Genomic DNA, 21,795 nt, shown 5'->3' on the forward strand with positions numbered 1-21,795 from the left:
ACTCAAAGGGTTAACGCGACGTCAGAAGATAATGTATTTGATAATGTTTCAGTCTTATTCAAATCAGTTAGAGTCACATTTGTTTTTACACTTGTTAGTGCAGGGTCACCGAAGGAAGTTGCAAATTGGATAATCCCCCATCAGTTATTGTAAAGCCGTTTGGATAGGAAGAAGTCTTTATTAGAGTTCCATTAGGTGCAAACACTTCCATTTTTCCGTTAATGGTGGAATCCACTAGCGAAAGATCCTTGGTTTGATAGTCCACCAATAGTTTTACTTGATTAACGGATGGATTTGAAGTTAAAGGTCCGAAAGTAGCAGAATTTAGACCTATTGTAATTTTTTCTAATGATTGTGCGTTTATGCCATTAAATGAATAGGCACCAAAAAGTAACAAAGTAGCAGCAAATAGAGTTGCAGAAAGCAGCACAATTCTTTTGTGATTTGCTAATGAATTAGACATCAGATTAAAATTTAATATAATACTATAAAAACAATATGTTAAGATATAACTATACATTTTAGTAAAATAATTTATAAGAAATTTATAAAAAAATAAAATTGGATTTTATGAAGATAAAAAATCAAAGATGAGATTATTTATTTTCATAGGCCACCTCCTGGTGATACGAAATATCCAGGCCCAAGTCCTCTTCTTCCTCCTTAGCTCTAATCCCAATAGTATAGTCTAGAATCTTCAAGATTACAAATGTTCCAACAAATCCCATTAGAGCGCCAACTCCAACCCCTAAAGCCTGGATTGGTAACTGCATTGGATTTCCATATAGCCAACCGTTTGGACCAATTGGATTAATTGCCTGAGTCGCAAATAGACCTATCCACAAGCTGCCAACAATTCCAGTAATTCCGTGAACAGAGCTTACATCCAAAACATCGTCAATCTTTAATCTCTCCTTTATCAATACAATTCCGTAATAGGATGCAAAGCCCAATACAATACCTAAAACGAATGCCCATTGCCCCGTAATGAAACCAGCCGTTGGAGTGACTCCGGCCAACCCAGAAATTGCACCATTTATTGCAGCACTAACGGTAGGCTTTCCAGTCCTCTTCCAACTTAATAGTATCCAAACAAGTGCACAAGTACAAGCTCCTATTTGGGTGGCAAGTAGGGCACTTGCGGCAAGGGCACCTGATGCTAGAGCGCTACCTGCGTTGAAACCAAACCACCCTATCCATAGAAGAGTAGCTCCTATAGCCGCAAGCGGAAGATTATGAGGCACCATAATTTCCGGCCCAAATCCTTTTCGCCTACCCAAGACCAAAGCCGACGCTAGAGCCGCCATACCCGCACTTGTGTGGATAACGATACCTCCTGCAAAATCAAAGACGCCTATCTTTGCCAGCCAACCGCCACCCCATATCCAATGGGCAAGTGGATAGTAAATTACAAGGCTCCATACGATTATGAAAATGAAAAAGGCGTTCCATTTCATACGTTCTGCAAAAGCGCCAGTAATCAGTAGAGGAGTAATGACTGCGAACATCATCTGATAGGTGGCAAAGTTAACTCCAGGTATTGTAGGAGCCCAAACAACTGAATCGTTATATGGTACATTATTAAAGAAAAACCACTGAAGGTCCCCTATAATTCCATTAACGTCCGGTGCAAACACCAACGTGAAGCCTACTATGAACCAAAGGGTTGATAGTAATGCCATTCCCGTCATAGTCTGCATAATAACGGACAAAGAATTTTTTAATCTGATTAACCCTGCTTCAAAAAAACCCAGAGCAGGAGTCATCAAAAATACTAATCCAGTGGAGATTAACATCCACGTCGTATCGCCAGTATCTATTGCCAACGGTCACAAAAGGTTTATAGTAGATTATAAAGTTTTTCCTTTTTTACTTAAAAATTTCAATCAAAATGAATAGATTAATAAAATTATCATAAAATTTTGATTTTTTGATTAACAGATTTTAAAACATACAATTATTAAGGTTTATAATTTCGATGCCTTCGAATGTGTAGAAAATTATGTCGATATGTTCTATATAAGGAATTGATTGCCAAAGTAGAAGTTAGAAGTTAGAAGTTAGAAGTTAGAAGTTAGAAGTTAGAAGTTAGAAGTTAGAAGTTAGAAGTTAGAAGTTAGAAGTTAGAAGTTAGAAGTTAGAAGTTAGAAGTTAGAAGTTAGAAGTTAGAAGTTAGAAGTTAGAAGTTAGAAGTTAGGAAAAAAATTCGCAATTGTAGTAACTCTTCACTTTAGTCATTTAGGATAATGAAAAATTAATCAGTTAACAGTGTCGTATTTTAGTAACGCTATCTTTATTTCCATCTCTTAAAACTAAAAAATGAAGATTATCTTTCTTTTTTCTTACTTATTGAAATTTAAGAAATTTTCCCAAAAATTCTTGAATTCCAGATTCTTTGTTTCAAAGCTTCCCTTATCGTTCAATTGAGATCGAGGTTCAAAGCTTCCCTTATCGTTCAATTGAGATTGAGTGTCATTAGTTGTAGAATTTTCAGACAAAGCTGTATGACAGGATTGACCATTGTTACAAGTAGTTACAACACAGGTATCGTTTCTGCAATTTTTTTCGTAATATGTAGAACTAATATTATTGCTATTAAGCGAAAATCCATAAGGTATTTGAACTACTGAAAACCCAATAACAAATATTATCATTAAAATAAGATAGGCATTCATCAATTAAAATTGCTATTCATCACATTTCTAAATTTTGATGCAATCTAAAGGATGATTATTTACTAGATATTAGCAATAAGAAATCAAAAAAAATATTATACATAAAATATAACTGAAATAAAATATGAAAGCCCTTTTCTTTAATAAGCCAGGCATTGAGAATTTGATCTTTGGCGATTACGAATTACCAGATATGAGAGAAGATGAAGTCTTGGTAGAAACTAAGTGTATTGGTGTAAACCCCATTGATTATTATACTGTAACCGGGATACACGGAGAAAACGGTCCAGCAATGAAGATAAATCCATATCCTCATATAGCTGGCTCTGAAATATCCGGGATTGTAAAAAACAAGGGCGAGAGGGTAAACAATACAATTAAAGAAGGTGACCGCGTTATAATATATAACAGAGTATTTGACGGATTTTGTAAATATTGTATAAATAATCATCAAACGCTTTGTGAAAATGGCGGAATGATAGGTATTTCAAGAAACGGCGGATTTGCAGAATATATCATAGTTCCTCAACAAAACATCATAAAAATTTCCGACGAACTAGATTGGGAACTTGCCTCTGGTTTACCAATAGCCGGCTTAACAGCGTTCAACGCAATACAAGAATCAGGACTCAAATCAAAAGATAATCTTGTGATATTTGGTGGTTCTGGAAATACAGGCCTCTTTTGCACACAATTTGGCAAAATTATTGATGCGATAACAATATCGCTTTCTACTAAACCATGGATTAAGGAATATGGCGCGGACTACGTTTTACCAATTGATGAAAATCTTAAAGAAAAAATATCTGAGATTACTGATGGAGCCATGGCTGACGTAGTCATAAATTCACTTGGAGAAAAGACCTGGGCCAAAGGAATGGAGATAGCTGGAAAACTAGGAAAAGTAATCACATTTGGTGTACTTACTGGTGGTAACTTATTTACAGATGGCAGACTATTGTATAATAAACAAATTACGATAAAAGGTACTACTGGAGGGTCTGTTGAGAGTTTACTAAACTTAATAGAAATGGCAAAAGGACAAAACATTAGCACCAGAATTTGGAAAAGATATTCTCTTGAGGATTCAAGAATAGCAATAGAAAAGGTTTTTGACAAAAACAAAGAAGGCAGAATCATTATAGAAAACTATTAATGAATTTCAGCTATGAATCCCTACTAGTAATATAGTATTTAATACACATTATAGAAAATATCATCTTATTACATAATTGAAATCATAATGATACATTCTAAATTACTAACTAAGGTATTACTTTTATAATAAGAAAAATTATTGATAGTATATGAATAATCTAGGCAAGTTATCCGTTGTAATGATAGCTATTTTCGTAGCAGGTAATTCCATATATCCAGTTAGCCAGCTGGTGAACGCACAATTGGATATTTTAGAAACACCTACAAATCCAAATAATACCTCAACAACAACAACGACAGCAACCACAAAAGCTGTGGACACTGATAAAAATGCAAAGATAAAAGAAGCATTAGCTAACATATTTGAAATATATCAATCTCTTGCAGGAAAGGGCGATGTAGATTCTTTGTTAAAGCTAAATACCATAGAGAGGATATTGATAGAGTTATCGAGATAATATAATAACTTTAATTTTTTTTTAATTTAATAATAATTTTTCAGGTTTTAAAAGTTTTCAAAAAAAAGAGGTTTAGGATGTTGTGTTTTGACCATTCCATGCTAATGGAGTACCAAGCATGTATGGTTTAACATTCACTGGAATGCTGTTTGCACCAGTTGGTGGGATTGCATTTGATGGGTTTGCATCATCAGTCAAGCCTAATAAGTTGCTTGTACCATTGTCTGGACCGTCAACTACAATTAGTCCTGCTTGACCTTTGAACAATTGTGAGTAGTCATGGTTTACAAATGCGTAAACTCCTGGTTGGTCAAATACTACATCAACAATTGCATCATTAGATCCACCTACTGTGTATGTTTGTTTACCAAGTCCGCTAACTGTGCTACCATCAGTGACTCTGTCAAGTATTTCACCTACAATGTGGAAGTTGACTGGGAGATCACCATGATTTAGCACGAAGAATCTTACGTGGTCACCTTGTTTAAAGAACAATGTTGTAGCATTTGGTGTCTTGGTAATTACTGGATCATATCCAAATGGAATACCATTTATCCATGAAGCAGTTGGAGCGTGTGCGAACATTGCTGCGGAATCATAGTTGCCAGATGGATCTAGATAGTATTCTGAGAATTGGAATGCAACTTCTTTAGCATCTGGAGATACTTCTGATGTACCTAATGCATTAGTACCGTTTTCTATCGTTACACCTTCATAACCTGTATAACCATCTGCTGGATCAACAATCACAATACCAACCATTCCTTGGAATACGTGTTGGTCCATGCCTAATACTGCATTTCCTTCACAGTGATATTTGAATACACCTGGTTGACTTGCAACAAAGGTATATTCCTTTGAATCGCTCACATTAATTGGACCAAAGTTTGGAACTGCACTTATTGTAGATGCATGATGATCCAAGCTGTGAATCAATGTATTATTTGGATGATTAATGATTTTTACATTTAGAATGTCACCTTGAGTTACACGAACGGTTGGTCCTGGAATAGTACCATTCCATGTTAATGCGGCTACATTTTGACCACTTGGTAATGTGAGATTTTTCTCAACAGCAACAAATGTTACATTTTTCACTGGTGCTGTACTTTCAGATGCCTCCTCTGTAGAGATTGGAGTGAAAGAACCACCCATGACTAAATTCATATTGGCTAATGTTAATTGACCTTGTTCATTTGGTATTGCAAATGATTTCATGTTTATGCCAGGAAGTAAAATTAATCCGGACATTAGAACAGCTGACAAAGCAAAAATTGCTAGTTTACTCTTCATTGAGCTAAATTAACTAGAAGATATTTTTAAACCTTTTGGACATAAGAATTCTATAGAAAAATGTATCATATCCAAAATTTTTATAAATATTTTCAACTATTGCAAATAATTCAAAATATCCCTCAAAGAAATAAAATATTGAACCGTTATTTAACATATCAAATATTTTTTATGTTTTATTGAATAATTTGAATAAACTTGGGTATTTCTAATGGATGGATATCAATTTAATATCTAAATGCTATTCGTTCAAGAATAATTACCGATAAGTGTGCTAACCAAGCAATTCAATTGTCTCATTTATTGTACTAGAATTTTCAAAAGCCTATAACGCATTGGCAATTTTGGATGGAATAGAAATCTTGACTAAAATACGAAATTAATAATAATCAATTTAATAATCTAAGCCGGTGACAATATTCAACTTTTTGGAGGAAAAGAAGTTGGTTTTGGGCAATATACATATACGGACAGGTTGGGGAAGAAGGCATATTAAAGTGAAGTCAAATTTAATAAGATAACGTAATTTCACATCTTTCATTCTATCGGATCCTTATTTTCTTTCTTTTTCCTCTATGAGATCAGGAAGTTGTGTAACTGGAACATCTAAATATTCAGCAATGGAGCACACCCTACCTACTTGTAATAGAAATTCTTTTTGACCAATTTCTTCCTTAAAGCAGTGTATATCCATATTTTCAAGAAAGGAGTCTGCTTGTATCTCTGTTGATTTCAAACCATTTAGCCTATTTTTTAGTCTTATTGATGAGGCAAATTGAATCAAATCAAGATTGTTATTTTACAACAAAACTGCAACAGTTCTCAGGAGGTTCATATCTTTTATACTATCTCTTTTTGCCTGCCCAATGAAGTTTGAGACGCTACCATAGTATTTCAAGTTCATCTGCAATTACACGACGAGGGTTTGCCTCACACCATGCACTTATTACTCTTTTCTTGATGGAGGATGGAACCTTTTTACCCATTGGAATTATTAGACTCTTGCGTAATTGGTCCAAACAACACTTTTGAAAAGATGGTCATGAATATCGTAATTTCTCTAAATTATTTTAAAGGATACTAGAAAAATTAAACGATGTTTGTCTTATAAAGGGAGGAGGTTAGATTTTCTAACGGTTTAATTTATTTATAAATGAGATTGCCTATAGATATATTAAGGTAAATTAATTAAATGAATGTGTCTCAAGTGACACAGGTTAACTTTTCTTAAAAAACAAAACTAAATTCCTATTAATAATAAAATTCACAATCTAATCACTCGATTGTGACTATATTTACATAATATGTTAATCAGGTTATAAAAGATAAAAGTGAATCTACATTTTTCAGTTCTTGGAGTGGTTTTATAACATATCAAGAAATAAGTCAATGTTTTATAAAATTCATTTGACCGATATTTAACACGATGTCTGATAATTCTTTTACTGGTTTTCATTAAAATGCTCCTAATTATCTTTAAATTGAGTTAATCAGATCTTGCGTATAGCCAAACAGCTTTATTTCCATCCTTCTCTGTTATGTAAAGATGTCATTTCCCTTTGTTATCCTACTCCAAATTATCCAGAAAACCAATTATTTTCATATCATTTACAGGTCTTTCGGTCAAACAGTTTGACGACATCTATAAGGAAATAGAATCAAAGTATGCAAAACACGAGATAAAGCTTCTGTCCTCCAAAAGAAAAAGAGGACGAGATATAGGTGTGGGGATGCGTTTCAAGCTTATTTTGAAGGATAGAGTATTCATGGTTTTGGTGTACTGTAGTCTGTACGTCACCTATACATTGATGTAATTTCTATTTGGTTTAGATCAGAATAACGTATGCAGGGATATAGAAAAGATAGAATCCTTGATTAAAAATTGTTTACCAATCCATCAAAAACTGTACAACGCAACCAAAAGGCTTAGCACTAAAGAAGAGGTAGAACAGTATCTCCCGGACTTTGGCCTTTGTGGATTGTACTACAGAGAACAACAGATACCAAGACCAACAAAGAAGAACAGAAAAAAAGAAACTCTCTGTACTACTCAGGCAAGAGAGAGAAAGAAATACACTGTCAAGAATCTGTTCTGTAAATCAAAAGGGACGGATAATCTTGTACAAAACAAAACAGAAGCAGAGAGGTAGAAGACATGATTATAGGATCTACAAAAAGAATCATCCGGATTTACCAACGGATATAATGAGTATGTATGATCTTGGCTTTCTGGATGTAGAGAAAGACTTTCTAGAACAAGAATCATTACTGCCTATTAAAAAGGAAAAAGATCATGAGTTGACTGAAGTACTAAAGGAGTACAACAAGAATCTACAGGATAAAGAAGTACAAAATAATGAATGATGTCTTCAGAAACAGGTTGAGAAAGTACGATAGTATATCAGATATAGTATCATGACTGGTAAACTGCAAGATATTGAATATCTATTAGTTACGGAAATTAACCAAGGTTAAAAGACATCGTTATCTTCTGCTAATTACGCAAGAGATCTATTACCTTTAAATATTTACACTTAATTAAAGGACCATTACAGCACAGAAGACGGTATGAGCAAAATTAGGATGTTTGACCATCGTTCAGGGAATAATACTATAAAGCAAAAGCATTCACAAGTTAGACATGACATCAATAAACATCATTGTATGCTATAATTTCGATACTTTATTCTTTAATAGATACTTATGGATCAAAGATCCATACTGGATAGCTTTTTTAGGATGCATAGCAGCTTCTTTTGGAACTCCTATTTTCATTGCAGCCTCTCGCAAAACATGCTTTCTTAACAAATCATCTTGACCCTTTATTTTATATTCTAAAGGGATAGTTTTTGCATATTCAATGAATGTTCTTGATAGAAATGGTTGGTATGAACGAATTTTCAATTCTGCAATCACATTGGAAATTTCTCTCATCATGTAATCTTCATTGGTCAATTTTTCTTCCATGAAAGTGGTTATTGACTCTTCACCATTTTGATAATAAGATCTATATCGGTCATATCCACAAAATAACTCATCAAAACCATTAGCGGTTAGAAAAGAATCCCCTAATTCATGATATTTTATGATTTTACTAATCTGATAAAAAGCAATACAGTTTTCAATGTGCGAAAGAACATTACAAGATAGTTTTGATTTTACAAACTTTATGTTATGGAGGACATCTTCTTCCTTAATTTCATAAGCTATATGATTCGTAGATAAAGAGAGAGAATTAGAAATAGATTTAGAAAATATAATGTCATGGGAATTAGCAAAACCAATTGTTACTAGGTGGACTTGCTTATCCAGATCTTTACAAATTTTTGCCAATAAAGAACTATCAACCCCTCCAGAAAATGCAATCACAACCTTATCAGAATGTTTTGTGAACTCTTCCACCGTAGAATACAAATAGTGGATTAATTCGTCGGAAATGAACACTTTTACGTTAGAGATACCTAAGAATATATTTGTAATAATTATAATAGAGAGAAGATAAATAAGGATAGATTTGGATAAAGATCTGAAATACATAGATCAAAGTAAAAACTTAATTAAGAATAGAACAGGCTATTCGATCTCAAAACTATTGGACTTTCTACAAATAGAATATAATTATGATAATGTTTTAAGTGATTCAAAATTAAATATAGATTTTAAGATCGGAGATAGATTCGTTAAAATAATTGAAAACGATACTGACATGAATGAATTTAGAACCATTCAAGAAAGATTCCCATTTATAGATATGATTGCGATAGGGAGATCATCATACCTAGGCAAAATTGATGAGATGCAGAACATCTTCCTGTTTGACAAAGATAGCAAGCAGGTTGGTTCTATCTTTATCGAAGACCCATCACTATCATTTGATTATGCTCACATATTACCGCTGGTCGAAAAGTGTTCAATAATTCATGGTCATACATCTACTGTCATGGTAGAAATTATAGGGGAAATGAAAAATAATCTAGTGATCGACTTCTCAGAGGCTAAAAAATTAATAAAAGAAGCTTTGTATCAAATTGATCACAAATTCTTTATCAATAGAAAATATCTGAAGAAGGAAGATAAGGATCACTTTTTTATCGAATTTGATGGTCCAAAAGGATATTTTGATTTAAAAGTTCCAAAGTATACAACTTATCTTTTAGAAGGTGAGGCGACTGTAGAAAATCTTTCTACAGAAATCATAAGAATGCTGGCAGATAAAATGCCTGAGAATGTTCAGGCACTGGGTGTGTATATATACGAGGGAGTCAATAAAGGTGCCCATATTCTTTCTTATATCCGGTAACTCTTTTATTGAGTAAAATTCTGACACTATCATTTCAAAAGCACTATGCTAAAATTATTCGATTCAAACTACATTTAATATTCTATTTAGAGTGGTAGTACAGAACTTTCATTAAGACTAAACTAGGAAGGTTAATAACTAATTAATAAATGAGTATTACAAACCAAAAGTTGAGTTCAAAGATTACAGAAAAGATATGGTCATCAGATATTGAGAGAAAGATCATAGAAGAATGGAAAGCTAATAACGTTTATGACAACATTGAAACTAATCAAAGTAAAGATAAATATTTTGTAATAGACACACCGCCTCCTTATCCATCTGGAAGACCGTGGCACATTGGTGCAGCTGCTCACTATTCGCAAATTGATATGATATCAAGAGTTGCCCGCTTAAAGGGCTTTAAAGTTATTTTTCCAATTGGCGTGGATCGTAATGGAATTCCTGTAGAAATTCATACAGAAAAAAAATACAAGATCAGAATGAGAAATACAGAAAGGAAAGAATTTTTAAAATTATGCAAGCTAACTCTTGATGATACTGAAAACGAATTTATAGAAATTCTCCAAAGCCTGGGTTTAAGTGCGGATTTTAAACAGAAATATCAGACAGATTCTCCGGATTTCAGAGCTTTCACGCAGTCAACATTTATTGAAATGTGGAATAAGGGATTAGTATATCTTGGAAATAGACCAAACAACTATTGTATTGATTGTGGTACCACAATAGCAGATGCAGAAATCATATATGATGATATTGAGACTAAATTAGTTTACATAAAATTTTATTTAGAAAATAATAATGAATTCATCGTTATTGCCACTACTAGACCAGAACTCCTATTTGCGTGTCAAGCGGTAATTGTGAATCCAGATGACGAGAGATATAAAGAAATGCAAGGAAAGACTCTGAGAATTCCAATCTTTAATAGAGAAGTGAAAATAAGATCACATCACTCAGCTAACAAAAACTTTGGATCTGGAGCAGTGATGATTTGTAGTTATGGTGACCTAAATGATGTTCAATTATTCAGAGAATTGGGTCTAATGGAAATTAGATCGATTAATTTGAATGGAAAAACGACAGAATTTGCCGGGATGTTTTCCAATTTACGTATAAAAGAAGCAAGAAGTAAAATAATAGACGAGTTAGAAAAGCAAGGATTAGTAGAAAAAATTGAAATTATTTCCCATAGGACTCCTCTTTGTGAAAGAAGTAAAACCCCGATTGAAATTATTTCTTTGGAAGATTATTATCTAAAACAAGTTGATTTTAAGTCGAATTTGTTAGAACAATCCAAAGATATAAAATTCTATCCGGAAATGCATAGACAAATCTTATTAAATTGGATAAATTCAATTACCATAGACTGGCCCATTTCGAGAAGAAGGTTTTATGGAACTGAAATTCCGATATGGTATTGTACAAAATGTAAAAAACCAAACCTTCCTGAACCTGGAAAATATTATAGACCCTGGGATGAAAACCCACCATTTGATAAATGCACATCGTGTAATAATGACAAATTTGAAGGAGAAAAGAAGATTTTTGATACCTGGATGGATTCGAGCATAACCCCTCTATATATTACGAAATTTTACAAAAATAGAGAAACTTTTAATAAAATTTATCCTGTATCCATTAGGCCTCAAGGAAAGGACATTGTAAGAACATGGCTTTACTACACTCTTTTAAGATGTTTGTACCTTACTAAACATATTCCATGGCATAGTGCGTGGATAATGGGATACGGGGTTGATGAAAAAGGGGAGAAAATGAGTAAAAGTAAAGGAAACGTAATTGATCCTCTCCCTATAATTAAAAAGTATGGTGCTGATGCATTTAGGTTCTGGTCTGCGAGTGAGACAAATGTTGGGTATGATTTTAGATGTTCGGAGCAAAAAATACAAAGTGCACAAAAATTCTTATCAAAATTGTGGAACATTGGAAGATTCATCTCTAATTTCGAAATAATTGATGAAAATAATAGACCCCAAGAACTAGAAGCAACTGATAAATGGATTTTGTCAGAACTTGCAAGCATGACCAAAAAATGTCTTGACGGTTATGAAGAATTGAATTTTTTTATCCCCGCTAATGCATTAAGAGAGTTTACGTGGAACATTTTTGCTGCCCATTATATTGAAATGATAAAAAGTAGAGCGTATAACAATGAATCAGAAGAAGAAAGGAAATCAGCTCTATATACAATTCATAAATGTTTTAGAACTATATTGCTTTTGTTAGAGCCGATTTCTCCTTTCATTACATATGAGCTGTGGAAGAAAATTTATGAGGATGGAGAGATAGTTTCGGAGCAAAAAAAAATTCCCACTGTGGAGATAGAATATGATGCACTTGTTTCATCCACTCAACACATTGTCAAATTCAATTCGGAAATATGGAATAAGAAGAAGGAAACTCTTTCTAGTGTTACAAATAAGCCACTTTCCTTAAAAGACCCTATAAAAACACAGATACCCCGCGAACTAGAATTATTTAAGGATGATTTAATATTGATGCACAATATTATAGTAGAGTAAGAAATTTCTAAAAAGAAAGTAAATAGGCTGTTTGGTGTTAGGCCTTATTTCCACTAACTATATCGAGAATATCTTCTGCCAAATCAATTACGTTTTGAGACTCTAGGTTAGGCTCTAAAGTAATCAACAACATTTTCTTATCTAAGTAAAACGTTAGCAGTGATAACTTCTCACGTTCGACGTATACAAAACGAGCTTTACCCATAGTATCGTCAAACCTTTCTCTCATAGACTTTCTAAGGGCAGTATGAGTCAAATACAATTCTTCGCTTGGTTGATCAACAATAGAATCAATTCCATGACGCATTCCACCGACTATCAAAGATCCGGTTTCATCAATTAATCCAGCATATCGGATACCTTCGTTTAACTCAAAAATAGTATCAATTATTTTTTGGTAGTCCATAAATAAATAGAATATTCACTATTTATTGAATGTTAAGATTATCTTTGTGTTTATTTCAATATAATCCAAAAAACATTTTTATTCGAATGTATAGAAATAGCAAAAACTTTGTAATTATGAAGATCTTATTATAAGTAAATCGCCTTAATCTTATTAACCTATAACGTATAAACGACATAACTTTTTAATAATTTTTTTGTTAATTAACATATGAGGAACAAAAGTATAGAAGAAAAGTATAGAAGAGAATCGGTGAAGAGAAAAGGAGCACTAATTTGCAACTATTTCTCTCACGCTAAGGTTCTTTATATCGACGTTTGAAGTTCCGTCCCATCGGAATGTAGCTATCGGACCTCCCCATGAAATTAATTCATCTGGGCTTCCTCCACATCTATCACCATCTTCACCGAATCCGCCGCTATCAGTATAGCCAAACACTTTCTTCCATTGACCATTATTGTTTTCGTCGACCCAGTTTTCGAGTTTTACTGCTGGCTCACCATTTACTACAGTATTATACATGACAGCTTTGTAGCCTATCCATTTATCTTCGATAGAACCTATGTTTTTCTGGGCAGGTGTAAAGGAGTAACCACCTGAATGCCATTGCTCTTTAGCAAAACGAGAACGTCCATCTTTGAACAAGCCTCCTTTGTATGCTGTGCCTTCACATGGTTCATCGGAGTTATGATGACCACCACGGGAATACCATGTTAGATCAAAATCAGAATCCGAAGCTGAATTGATTTTGACATATCCGGTCATTTCTATATTCCTCCAATCATTTATGGCTTGCATATATCCCTTGGATGACAATTGCTTTTGATCGTATGTTTTAATATCACCTTGGTGATACCCAGCACTAGTCATTACATTCATCCTAACCTTATCAGATGTTACCTTATATGATCCATCGGCATTTTTCTTTAGGGTCAATTTGGGATCAAACCTATTGTCAGAAGAAGGATTATTCATATTCATGAACCATTTTTCGCCGTTTGGTTTGTCAGGATAAAGTTTCTTTATGCCAAACACATCTGTTTGGTTGTTTGGACTTGGGTCTGGGCCTGGTCCGGGGTTGGGGTCTGGGCCAGGGTTGGGGTCTGGACCGGGACCTGGGCCTGTTGATGAAGGCTTAGAAAATGCTCGGATCTCAGCTACAGAGGCCCAATCATTTTCTGTATTACCATTTACAGTAACTCGAACGTACTTTGCTGTCAAATTAGAATCTTGAATCAGATAACGTTCATGTGAGTTGGTTTGTCCACTGCTCTTCCCATCAAATAGAGGCGTAAAGGTAGTACCGTCTTGGGAGGTTGAAATCATAAAGTCGTTTATCCTGACGTCACCTCTATGCCATGCAATATCTACAGCACAAAGTATATCATTTTTCTCAAGCTCAATTTGAATATAAGAGCCGGATCCATAGTTTGACCACCTGGTATTAAGGTTATTATCAAGTACGTTTTGTGGTCTGTTACCATCATCACCACTAGCACCTATTCTAGTAACTTTATCTTGAACACATCCCGCAGGCAATTGACCGGGGTTGGGGTCTGGGCCAGGGTTGGGGTCTGGACCGGGACCTGGGCCTGTTGATGAAGGCTTAGAAAATGCTCGGATCTCAGCTACAGAGGCCCAATCATTTTCTGTATTACCATTTACAGTAACTCGAACGTACTTAGCATGCAAATTGGGATCATTAACCACATAAGACTCATATGAATTAGTATTACCGCTGGACTTGCCAGAAAAGAGAGGCGTAAAGGTAGTACCGTCTTGGGAGGTTGAAATCATAAAGTCGTTTATCCTGACGTCACCTCTATGCCATGCAATATCTACAGCACAAAGTATATCATTTTTCTCAAGCTCAATTTGAATATAAGAGCCGGATCCATAGTTTGACCACCTAGTGTTAAAGTTATTGTCAAGTACGTTTTGGGGCACAGTGTTACCATCATAACCACTAGCACCTATTCTAGTAACTTTATCTTGAACACAGTCTGCAGGCAATTGTTGAGCAGGACTTGGGGCTGGTGTGGGTGTTTGGGCTGGTGTGGGTGTTTGGGCTGGTGTGGGTGTTTGGGCTGGTGCAGGATTCGGGTTAGGCCAAGGCCAAGGCCAAGAATTTCCATCGCTTCCTGGTGAAGGCACCCCGTCTAGATAGCCACCTATTATATCATTGATGTTCACACTAGCATATGCATTAATGACAAGGTTGGACAGTCCAGGTGTAGAAAGAATTAATGTTAATGCTAGAAAAACATATAAAAAGTTATTATATTTTTTCATTTATACACTTACCTCCATTTAAAATTGTATTTCTTTGTAAACTCAAATCAATTTCGATAAGTAATACTGCAGTATTTATGCTCATTCTAAGAAATTAAGAGAATGTCATATTTATGAGACGCTTGTTTTTGTTATCAAAGAAAAATAAAGTAATTAGTTATGAAAATATGATGATCAAAAATTCTTATTTAAATTATACCATCATTATTTTACTACTCTTTGAAACATAAGAAGAGAATATTAAATAAAATTATATGAATTTCTATTACAAATTAAAACATATTTCATAAATATTAACAACCGTAATATAAATTAGAATTGTTTCAATATATTAAGATTAAAAATGTAGCAATCATAAGTGCATTTATTGTCTTTATTATTAGTTCATCGATATCATTTGGTTTAAATAATAAGGTTTTTGCTGCCCCCATAGACCTACCTAAAGTCAGTTTTAACCATAATGGAGGCATAAGTGATCTCAGCCCAACGTTAACTGTGAAAGATAAAATAATGACCAAAGTCGGACAACCAGAGGATGAAAACAAAATGGAGTACAAGTCATTAATCTACGCTATAAACAGGGGAGATACAATATCGCTTAACTTTGAAGAGGAGCCCTCTCAAGTTGATGCTTTTCTCATAGATTATGAAACCGATTATAGTACATTATGGGCGCTAGAAAAAACGCCAACCGGTGAGTATATTGCAAACACTCCCTCGCCTGGTCTTTATAATCTAGATGTACATGCCATATATCCAGACGGAGAATACGTATCATACTCGAAGTTACTTAACGTTGTAGATAACGATCTAAATCTTCTAAGTTTAACTCCTCAAAACAATCAATGTGGTAATGAGATAACATTAGACAAGTTAACTGCAAGTGGCAATCCGGCCACAAGCATTTTGAATCAAGTAATTAATCAGCCACTAATCAAAGAGTTATCATTTGGGATCATTGATGAATTGAACGTTCAATTAAACGATGTTAAAAACGTTTGTGGAATTCAATTAGGGCTCAAAAATTCACAAAATGATATCAATTTCTTTGCAGTACAAAGTTCAACAGATGGATCACAATATTCTGATCCAATAGTTTTTGCAAACACAGGATTCAGCGGCGAGTTACCAGAAATGTACATATACCCAAATTCAGTTGAAGCCAAATTCTTAAAATTAGTGCCTCTTGGAGGCACATTGGAAAAAGGCTTGGGAATCACGGACTTTAAATTATTCGGTCCGTAATTCCTAACGTAATTGTTTAAGAAATAATCTTTTTTTTTAATTTTAATTCTCATATCTGAATAATAAAATCAATTTCTACTGGAGAATTTAGTGGCAGACTATTCACCCCTACAGCTACTCTTGAGTGCCGCCCTAGATCTCCAAACACCTCAATAAGGAAATCTGAAGCTCCATTAATGACTTTTGGATGATCCGTGAAAGCATCATCACAGTTAACATAACCTGTGATTTTGACTATTCTTTTTACTTTATCTAAGTCACCAATTAGGCCCTTAACAATAGAGAAAGCATTTAAACAACAAATTTTACAAGCTAGTTGAGCATCCTCGATTGTAATTTGTTTGCCTACTTTGCCTCTAAATTTTAGGTCGTTTGATGGCGAATTTACATCAATTGGAAGTTGACCTGAAATAAAAACTAGATCGTTGACATTTACTATTGGGACGTACGAACCTAATGCTTTTGGTTTCCCAATTGGAATAACAAGATTTAAAGACTCTATTTTTTTCTCTGGTGTCATGTTTGGATATTCCATGATTAGAATTAAAAGGTTAACTTTTGCATTCAGTAACCTTTTTAATATCTTTGACTTTTGTTGTAAATATGTCAAAGGAGGGCGACCTTCCAAAACTTCCGATCAAAAAAAGGAAAATAGGTACTATAGGTGCCTCTCTTATTGTTATGGGCTTATCATTGTTATTTATCTACATATTGTGGGCATCCTTTGGCTATATTGGCCCTTCGTTCTCGTCTGATGTTTTAAATTTGCAACAATCAACTTTAAGAGCCCAATTTCACTTACCGGAAGAACCAGTTATCACAGATCCTACGGTATTACAAACTCCACCATCTCTTCGCCCATTTTTGACAGACAATGCAACTAGTGGTTCGACCAATGCAACTAGTGGTTCGACCAATGCAACTAGTGGTTCGACCAATGCAACTAGTGGTTCGACCAATGCAACTAGTGGTTCGACCAATGCAACTAGTGGTTCGACCAATGCAACTGATCAAGCTTCAGATAATACGCAAGTATCAATAGTTCCAGGAGCATCTACTTTGACCGATACGGCATTCAGTCCAAGTTCTATCGAAGTTACTGTTGGTCAAACAGTAGTATGGACAAACGATGATTCTGCATTCCATACAGTAACATCTGGAACTGCCGGTGCAGCAGACGCAGGTAAGGAATTTGATTCGGGTCTAAAGGGTCCAACAGCTCTGACTAGTAAGGGGAAAACTTTTGAGCATACGTTCGATAGAATTGGCGATTATCCTTATTTTTGTACCTTACATCCAGCAATGGTTGGCAATGTGATAGTGAAGTAAAACTAAAGGCATCTAATTTGTCTGTCTTCGTCGATGAAATTAATAACGTAGATGTTTCCATTATATTTGTTTAATTTCATAGTGGGTTCAAACAATTATCTTTCCTCCAAATGCAGATAAGAACATCAATGATAAACGCCACCAGAACAGAGATCTCAACATGAATTCGAAAAGGGAGCAAAAGAAAAGGAAATCGTTGAACGTGAAATTCTAATCGCGTGTTTCTTGCCAATCTGTGACTAAAGATCTGTTATTTTATCTAATTGTGGTATTTTCAGTATAGTGTAAGAAAGGTTGATCAATACATAATAAATATAATCAAGTATCTTCAGAGTCATGGATAATCGTTTTGACAATGCAAAACCCAATTCGTTGATCAAAGAAAATAGTCCTTATCTATTACAACATGCTTATAATCCAGTTAACTGGTTGGCTTGGAATGACGATTCCATCAATTTGGCAAAAAAAGAAGACAAACCAATCTTTCTCAGCATAGGATATAGTTCATGCCATTGGTGTCATGTGATGGCACATGAGTCATTTGAAGATACCGAAGTTGCAAAAACCATGAATGAAAAATTTATTAACATAAAGGTCGACAGAGAGGAAAGACCAGATATAGATGACATATATCAAAGGGCATGCCAACTAGTAAATGGTAATGGGGGATGGCCATTATCGGTATTTTTGACTCCTGATCTCAAGCCATTTTATGTCGGTACATATTTTCCAAAAGATAGCAGATATGGTATGCCCGGTTTTACTGAGATTTTAAATCAACTTTCTCAGGCCTATACACATAAAAAAAGCGACATAAATAAGACCACCTCGGAATTTGTAGGAGCGCTGATAAACACATCAAAAGATATATTGAATAACAAAACTGTAGAAATTGACAAGACAGTTCTAGACGAATCTGCATTGAATTTATTGCAAATGGCAGACTTTATTCATGGAGGTTTTGGAATCTCCCCTAAATTTCCTAACGTATCTAACTTATTATTTTTACTTCGTTACTATGATATATCGAGTATTGAAAAATTCAAGGACTTTGTAATCTTAACATGTGAAAAAATGATCTTTGGAGGGATACACGATCACCTAGGAGGTGGGTTCTCAAGATATTCAACCGATCAAAAATGGTTAGTACCGCACTTTGAAAAAATGTTGTATGATAATGCATTATTGGTTATTTTGTTTTCTGAAATGTATCAAATCACTAAGGAAAAAATATTTAGAGATACTGTTGAGAAAACCTTGGATTATATTTTACGTGTGCTTACAAATAAGGAAGGAATTTTCTTTTCAGCTGAAGATGCAGATTCTGACGGAGAAGAGGGAAAATTTTATGTATGGTCTAAAAGAGAGGTCACCTCAATTATTCAAAGTCCTTTACACCAAAATATCTTCTGCGAATACTTTAACATAACAGAGGTAGGGAATTTCGAAGGGAACAACATACTAAATATCAGAACCTCAGTTGAACATCTAGCAAGAAAGTATGGATTAGATGTGAAGGAGGTTAATAACATTATAGCTGTGAATTCTACAAAGCTTTTTGATATCAGAGAGAAAAGGATAAAGCCTCAAAAAGATGATAAAACAATTTTATCGTGGAATGCGCTATCCATATCTGCTTTTGTCAAAGGTTATAAGATAACAGGTAAAGAAGCATATTTGAAAACTGCTCTAACCGCGGTAGACGTCATCGAAACAAAGTTAAAATCCAAGGAAGGATATTTATATAGAATTTATAAACAAGGTAAGGCCAAAATACTTGCTTATTTGGATGATTATGCTTTTTACATAAATTCTCTTTTGGATCTATTTGAGGTAAAGACAGATCCAAGGTTCGTTGAATTAGCATCTTATTATACAGATATTTTGATAAAACATTTTTGGGACGAACAAGAAAATAATTTCTATTACTCTTCCGACTTGCATGAATCGATTCTCACTAGAACCAAAGTCTTGTATGACTTGGCTTTACCAAGTGGAAATTCGGTTTCAATATCAAATTTGATCCGTCTATATCACATAACAGGGAAAAACAATTATTTAGAGATAGCTGAGAAAATGATGAAAGGATCTATCTCATCGGCGCTAGATAATCCATTTGGTTTTGGTTGGTTATTATCATCAACATATCTATATGTTAAAAAACCAACCGAAATTACCATTTTTTCAAAAGATGATAAATCAGATATGATTGATGAAATAAATAAAATGTATATTCCAAACGGTATTTTTTCTATTCTACACGAGGACAACCTATCAGAAACGCTAGATCAGTACAATTTATTCAAAAATAAGTCACTAATTAAAGAAAAACCTGCTAGCGATTTTGCAATAATATGTAAAGATTTTACATGTTCACCTCCATTGACGGATTTGAAAAAAATAAAAGATATTTTGTCCTCAAATTCATCAAAGGAAAGAATTAAATAATTTTTTTATGATTGTATCACAGTGTCAATTCTTCCGCAATTCAGATTTTTTTTTGTCATTGGATTAATTATTTTGGGTTTGGGATCAGTTTCTAATATCGATGTTTTTGGTCAAATGGAACAAACATCCAATAATTTTGATAAAGCAAAGTCATCTAGTGATGAGGCGATTTCTTTAATTGATTCTTTGAAGGGATCGTCATTACTTGATTCGGTAGTTGAAGGTATGCAAAATTTTTCTTTTCCCATAGCAAACCAATCAGACAATAACAACAATGACAATGAGATCTCGCAGACATTAGACAGTGCCTTAAATTATCTTGGACAGAATAGTACTACATTAAATATTACAGCTGTTTCTCCGAATAAGAATAATATTACTACATCAGATAACAATAACAATTCGACTAATGATGATAATATTACTAGTTATAGTAACAATAACAAGAATATAGAAAACATGCAATCTATGACGATACTGCCCTATCCTATGACTATTTCTTCAAAGGATTACATTCCATTATATAGTTCAATGCCATTGAAAATTTTGAATGGAAACATTCTTGCAAAACTTCCGTGTAATTCTACTAACCCACTATTACAAATCGTAGGTACTTCTGCCGATAATAACGTTTTTCCCATTCAAATGAATCTTGTTTCTAACTTTTCAAAATTAGGGAGTATGTGTATGTACCAATCACTAATCCCCAATGATTTATCTAATCTTCTATATTCACATACGATAACCAATATTTATTTATACAATCCGCTTGACTTCTCACTCGAAGTTCCAACAACAACTTCCATTTTTATTGGAATACAAAAGTTGACAGAGTGATCATATTTTAGATTGAATACATTATCCCACCAGAGACTATAGGAATAGATTCTAAGTTAGACAGATCCTTTATACGAGCGATAATGGCATTAAACCAAAGACTATCGATGCCTTGACTCCAAATTGTTATCTTTTTATAATCCCTTTCTTTCCCCTGATGAAAAAAACCTTTGCAATCTTCGACTGTCATGTTATTATATTTTTGACTAATTTCTTCAATAGCTAAATTTGCTTCTGATGGCAAATACAATATAGTTAGAGTAGGATATGGAATAGTATCTGCGGAAGTAGATGATGATGATGCATCGTTAGCCATGGCTATATTATGTTTTAGACTTATATGATGATTTCGTTGAAAGATTTGAAAGATTTCGAGACTATAAATCAATGAAAATTCATAAAAGGCTATATGTTTATTATTTTAATATAAGAACATGAAGGCTGATCAATTCACAAAAAGCATACTAGATTTGGATAATGATATTCTGTTCAGTGGGGTTATTGAAAAATCTGGACATTTAAATATCAGCAATCAAAGGGATTCTCTGGACAAACATCTAAAAGGAAGAAATGCGGAACTGATTATTTCTGAATCCGCATATACAGTTGATTTAAGGAAGGCGTTTATTACATCATTTGGAAGTTTAAACTCTATTTGTTATCAATATAGTTCACTAAAAATATTGATTATCCCAGTCAAAGAACACATGTTATTTTTAGTAATCAACAAAAATGTTGAAGCAGACGATTTGACTCAGAAAGTTTACAATATTATTAATTCAACCAAAGAGCTAGATTTATACTCCTAAAG

Annotated in this window: 21 protein-coding genes; 11 read left to right on the plus strand and 10 right to left on the minus strand. The window is 33.9% G+C overall.

The window, feature by feature from the left end; genetic code table 11:
- Positions 1 to 94 precede the first annotated feature (94 nt).
- The 3 genes from NMY3_RS01905 to NMY3_RS01915 form a co-directional block, all read right to left on the minus strand.
- Positions 95 to 463: a hypothetical protein gene (locus NMY3_RS01905; RefSeq protein WP_196817272.1), complete on the minus strand. Its 369-nt coding sequence runs from the start codon at positions 461 to 463 to the stop codon at positions 95 to 97.
- Positions 464 to 596: 133 nt separating this feature from the next.
- Complete coding sequence (locus NMY3_RS01910) at positions 597 to 1,826, minus strand: ammonium transporter (RefSeq protein ID WP_196817273.1); 1,230 nt, start codon at positions 1,824 to 1,826, stop codon at positions 597 to 599.
- Positions 1,827 to 2,342: 516 nt separating this feature from the next.
- Entirely contained in the window at positions 2,343 to 2,654 is a 312-nt protein-coding gene (locus tag NMY3_RS01915) for a hypothetical protein (protein WP_196817274.1), read from the minus strand.
- Between the two features lie 145 nt (positions 2,655 to 2,799).
- On the opposite strand from NMY3_RS01915, the gene NMY3_RS01920 reads away from it, so the two are divergent.
- Together NMY3_RS01920 and NMY3_RS01925 are read left to right on the plus strand one after the other, a co-directional pair.
- Positions 2,800 to 3,831 carry an alcohol dehydrogenase catalytic domain-containing protein gene (locus NMY3_RS01920; protein WP_196817275.1) on the plus strand — a complete coding sequence of 344 codons (1,032 nt, stop codon included), beginning with the start codon at positions 2,800 to 2,802 and terminating at the stop codon, positions 3,829 to 3,831.
- A gap of 151 nt (positions 3,832 to 3,982) precedes the next feature.
- Positions 3,983 to 4,291, plus strand: coding sequence for a hypothetical protein (locus tag NMY3_RS01925; protein ID WP_196817276.1), 309 nt, complete (start codon positions 3,983 to 3,985; stop codon positions 4,289 to 4,291).
- Between the two features lie 72 nt (positions 4,292 to 4,363).
- On the opposite strand, the gene NMY3_RS01930 is transcribed toward NMY3_RS01925, so the two are convergent.
- Positions 4,364 to 5,584 (minus strand): multicopper oxidase domain-containing protein, encoded by a 1,221-nt coding sequence (locus NMY3_RS01930; RefSeq protein ID WP_231100180.1) that lies wholly within the window; start codon positions 5,582 to 5,584, stop codon positions 4,364 to 4,366.
- A gap of 553 nt (positions 5,585 to 6,137) precedes the next feature.
- Positions 6,138 to 6,320, minus strand: coding sequence for a hypothetical protein (locus NMY3_RS01935; RefSeq protein WP_196817278.1), 183 nt, complete (start codon positions 6,318 to 6,320; stop codon positions 6,138 to 6,140).
- A gap of 1,135 nt (positions 6,321 to 7,455) precedes the next feature.
- On the opposite strand from NMY3_RS01935, the gene NMY3_RS01940 reads away from it, so the two are divergent.
- Together NMY3_RS01940 and NMY3_RS01945 are read left to right on the plus strand one after the other, a co-directional pair.
- Positions 7,456 to 7,734 carry a hypothetical protein gene (locus tag NMY3_RS01940; RefSeq protein ID WP_196817279.1) on the plus strand — a complete coding sequence of 93 codons (279 nt, stop codon included), beginning with the start codon at positions 7,456 to 7,458 and terminating at the stop codon, positions 7,732 to 7,734.
- Positions 7,703 to 7,948: a hypothetical protein gene (locus NMY3_RS01945; RefSeq protein WP_196817280.1), complete on the plus strand. Its 246-nt coding sequence runs from the start codon at positions 7,703 to 7,705 to the stop codon at positions 7,946 to 7,948. Before NMY3_RS01940 ends, NMY3_RS01945 begins: the two co-directional genes overlap by 32 nt.
- 303 nt (positions 7,949 to 8,251) lie before the next feature.
- On the opposite strand, the gene NMY3_RS01950 is transcribed toward NMY3_RS01945, so the two are convergent.
- Complete coding sequence (locus NMY3_RS01950) at positions 8,252 to 9,028, minus strand: asparagine synthase C-terminal domain-containing protein (RefSeq protein ID WP_196817281.1); 777 nt, start codon at positions 9,026 to 9,028, stop codon at positions 8,252 to 8,254.
- A 70-nt stretch (positions 9,029 to 9,098) separates the two neighbouring features.
- Between NMY3_RS01950 and NMY3_RS01955 the strand changes: the two genes are divergently transcribed.
- Both NMY3_RS01955 and NMY3_RS01960 read left to right on the plus strand, forming a co-directional pair.
- Positions 9,099 to 9,884 carry a 6-pyruvoyl trahydropterin synthase family protein gene (locus NMY3_RS01955; RefSeq protein WP_231100181.1) on the plus strand — a complete coding sequence of 262 codons (786 nt, stop codon included), beginning with the start codon at positions 9,099 to 9,101 and terminating at the stop codon, positions 9,882 to 9,884.
- Between the two features lie 170 nt (positions 9,885 to 10,054).
- Entirely contained in the window at positions 10,055 to 12,427 is a 2,373-nt protein-coding gene (locus tag NMY3_RS01960; RefSeq protein WP_425319418.1) for a valine--tRNA ligase, read from the plus strand.
- 37 nt (positions 12,428 to 12,464) lie between these two features.
- Here the strand turns inward: NMY3_RS01960 and NMY3_RS01965 are convergent, their stop codons facing one another.
- Together NMY3_RS01965 and NMY3_RS01970 are read right to left on the minus strand one after the other, a co-directional pair.
- On the minus strand, positions 12,465 to 12,833 hold the full coding sequence (locus NMY3_RS01965; protein ID WP_196817283.1) for a DUF6659 family protein: 369 nt from the start codon (positions 12,831 to 12,833) through the stop codon (positions 12,465 to 12,467).
- 270 nt (positions 12,834 to 13,103) lie between these two features.
- On the minus strand, positions 13,104 to 15,125 hold the full coding sequence (locus tag NMY3_RS01970; RefSeq protein WP_196817284.1) for a discoidin domain-containing protein: 2,022 nt from the start codon (positions 15,123 to 15,125) through the stop codon (positions 13,104 to 13,106).
- 318 nt (positions 15,126 to 15,443) lie between these two features.
- Here NMY3_RS01970 and NMY3_RS01975 point away from each other — a divergent pair, with 318 nt between their 5' ends.
- On the plus strand, positions 15,444 to 16,370 hold the full coding sequence (locus NMY3_RS01975) for a hypothetical protein (protein WP_196817285.1): 927 nt from the start codon (positions 15,444 to 15,446) through the stop codon (positions 16,368 to 16,370).
- A 49-nt stretch (positions 16,371 to 16,419) separates the two neighbouring features.
- Here NMY3_RS01975 and NMY3_RS01980 read toward each other — a convergent pair whose 3' ends face one another.
- The gene (locus tag NMY3_RS01980; protein WP_231100182.1) at positions 16,420 to 16,980 is read right to left on the minus strand and encodes a RidA family protein; all 561 of its coding nucleotides are present in this window, start codon (positions 16,978 to 16,980) and stop codon (positions 16,420 to 16,422) included.
- On the opposite strand from NMY3_RS01980, the gene NMY3_RS01985 reads away from it, so the two are divergent.
- From NMY3_RS01985 to NMY3_RS01995, 3 genes are all read left to right on the plus strand, one after another.
- Complete coding sequence (locus NMY3_RS01985; protein ID WP_231100183.1) at positions 16,974 to 17,699, plus strand: cupredoxin domain-containing protein; 726 nt, start codon at positions 16,974 to 16,976, stop codon at positions 17,697 to 17,699. The genes NMY3_RS01980 and NMY3_RS01985 overlap by 7 nt on opposite strands.
- A 336-nt stretch (positions 17,700 to 18,035) precedes the next feature.
- Positions 18,036 to 20,147 carry a thioredoxin domain-containing protein gene (locus tag NMY3_RS01990; protein ID WP_196817287.1) on the plus strand — a complete coding sequence of 704 codons (2,112 nt, stop codon included), beginning with the start codon at positions 18,036 to 18,038 and terminating at the stop codon, positions 20,145 to 20,147.
- A 21-nt stretch (positions 20,148 to 20,168) separates the two neighbouring features.
- Complete coding sequence (locus NMY3_RS01995) at positions 20,169 to 20,984, plus strand: hypothetical protein (protein WP_231100184.1); 816 nt, start codon at positions 20,169 to 20,171, stop codon at positions 20,982 to 20,984.
- Between the two features lie 7 nt (positions 20,985 to 20,991).
- Here the strand turns inward: NMY3_RS01995 and NMY3_RS02000 are convergent, their stop codons facing one another.
- Positions 20,992 to 21,300, minus strand: coding sequence for a hypothetical protein (locus NMY3_RS02000; RefSeq protein ID WP_196817289.1), 309 nt, complete (start codon positions 21,298 to 21,300; stop codon positions 20,992 to 20,994).
- 118 nt (positions 21,301 to 21,418) lie between these two features.
- Between NMY3_RS02000 and NMY3_RS02005 the strand changes: the two genes are divergently transcribed.
- Positions 21,419 to 21,793, plus strand: coding sequence for a hypothetical protein (locus NMY3_RS02005; RefSeq protein ID WP_196817290.1), 375 nt, complete (start codon positions 21,419 to 21,421; stop codon positions 21,791 to 21,793).
- Positions 21,794 to 21,795 lie beyond the last annotated feature (2 nt).

Origin of the sequence: Candidatus Nitrosocosmicus oleophilus, assembly GCF_000802205.1 — an archaeon.
In the GTDB taxonomy this organism is placed as follows: Archaea; Thermoproteota; Nitrososphaeria; order Nitrososphaerales; family Nitrososphaeraceae; genus Nitrosocosmicus; species Nitrosocosmicus oleophilus.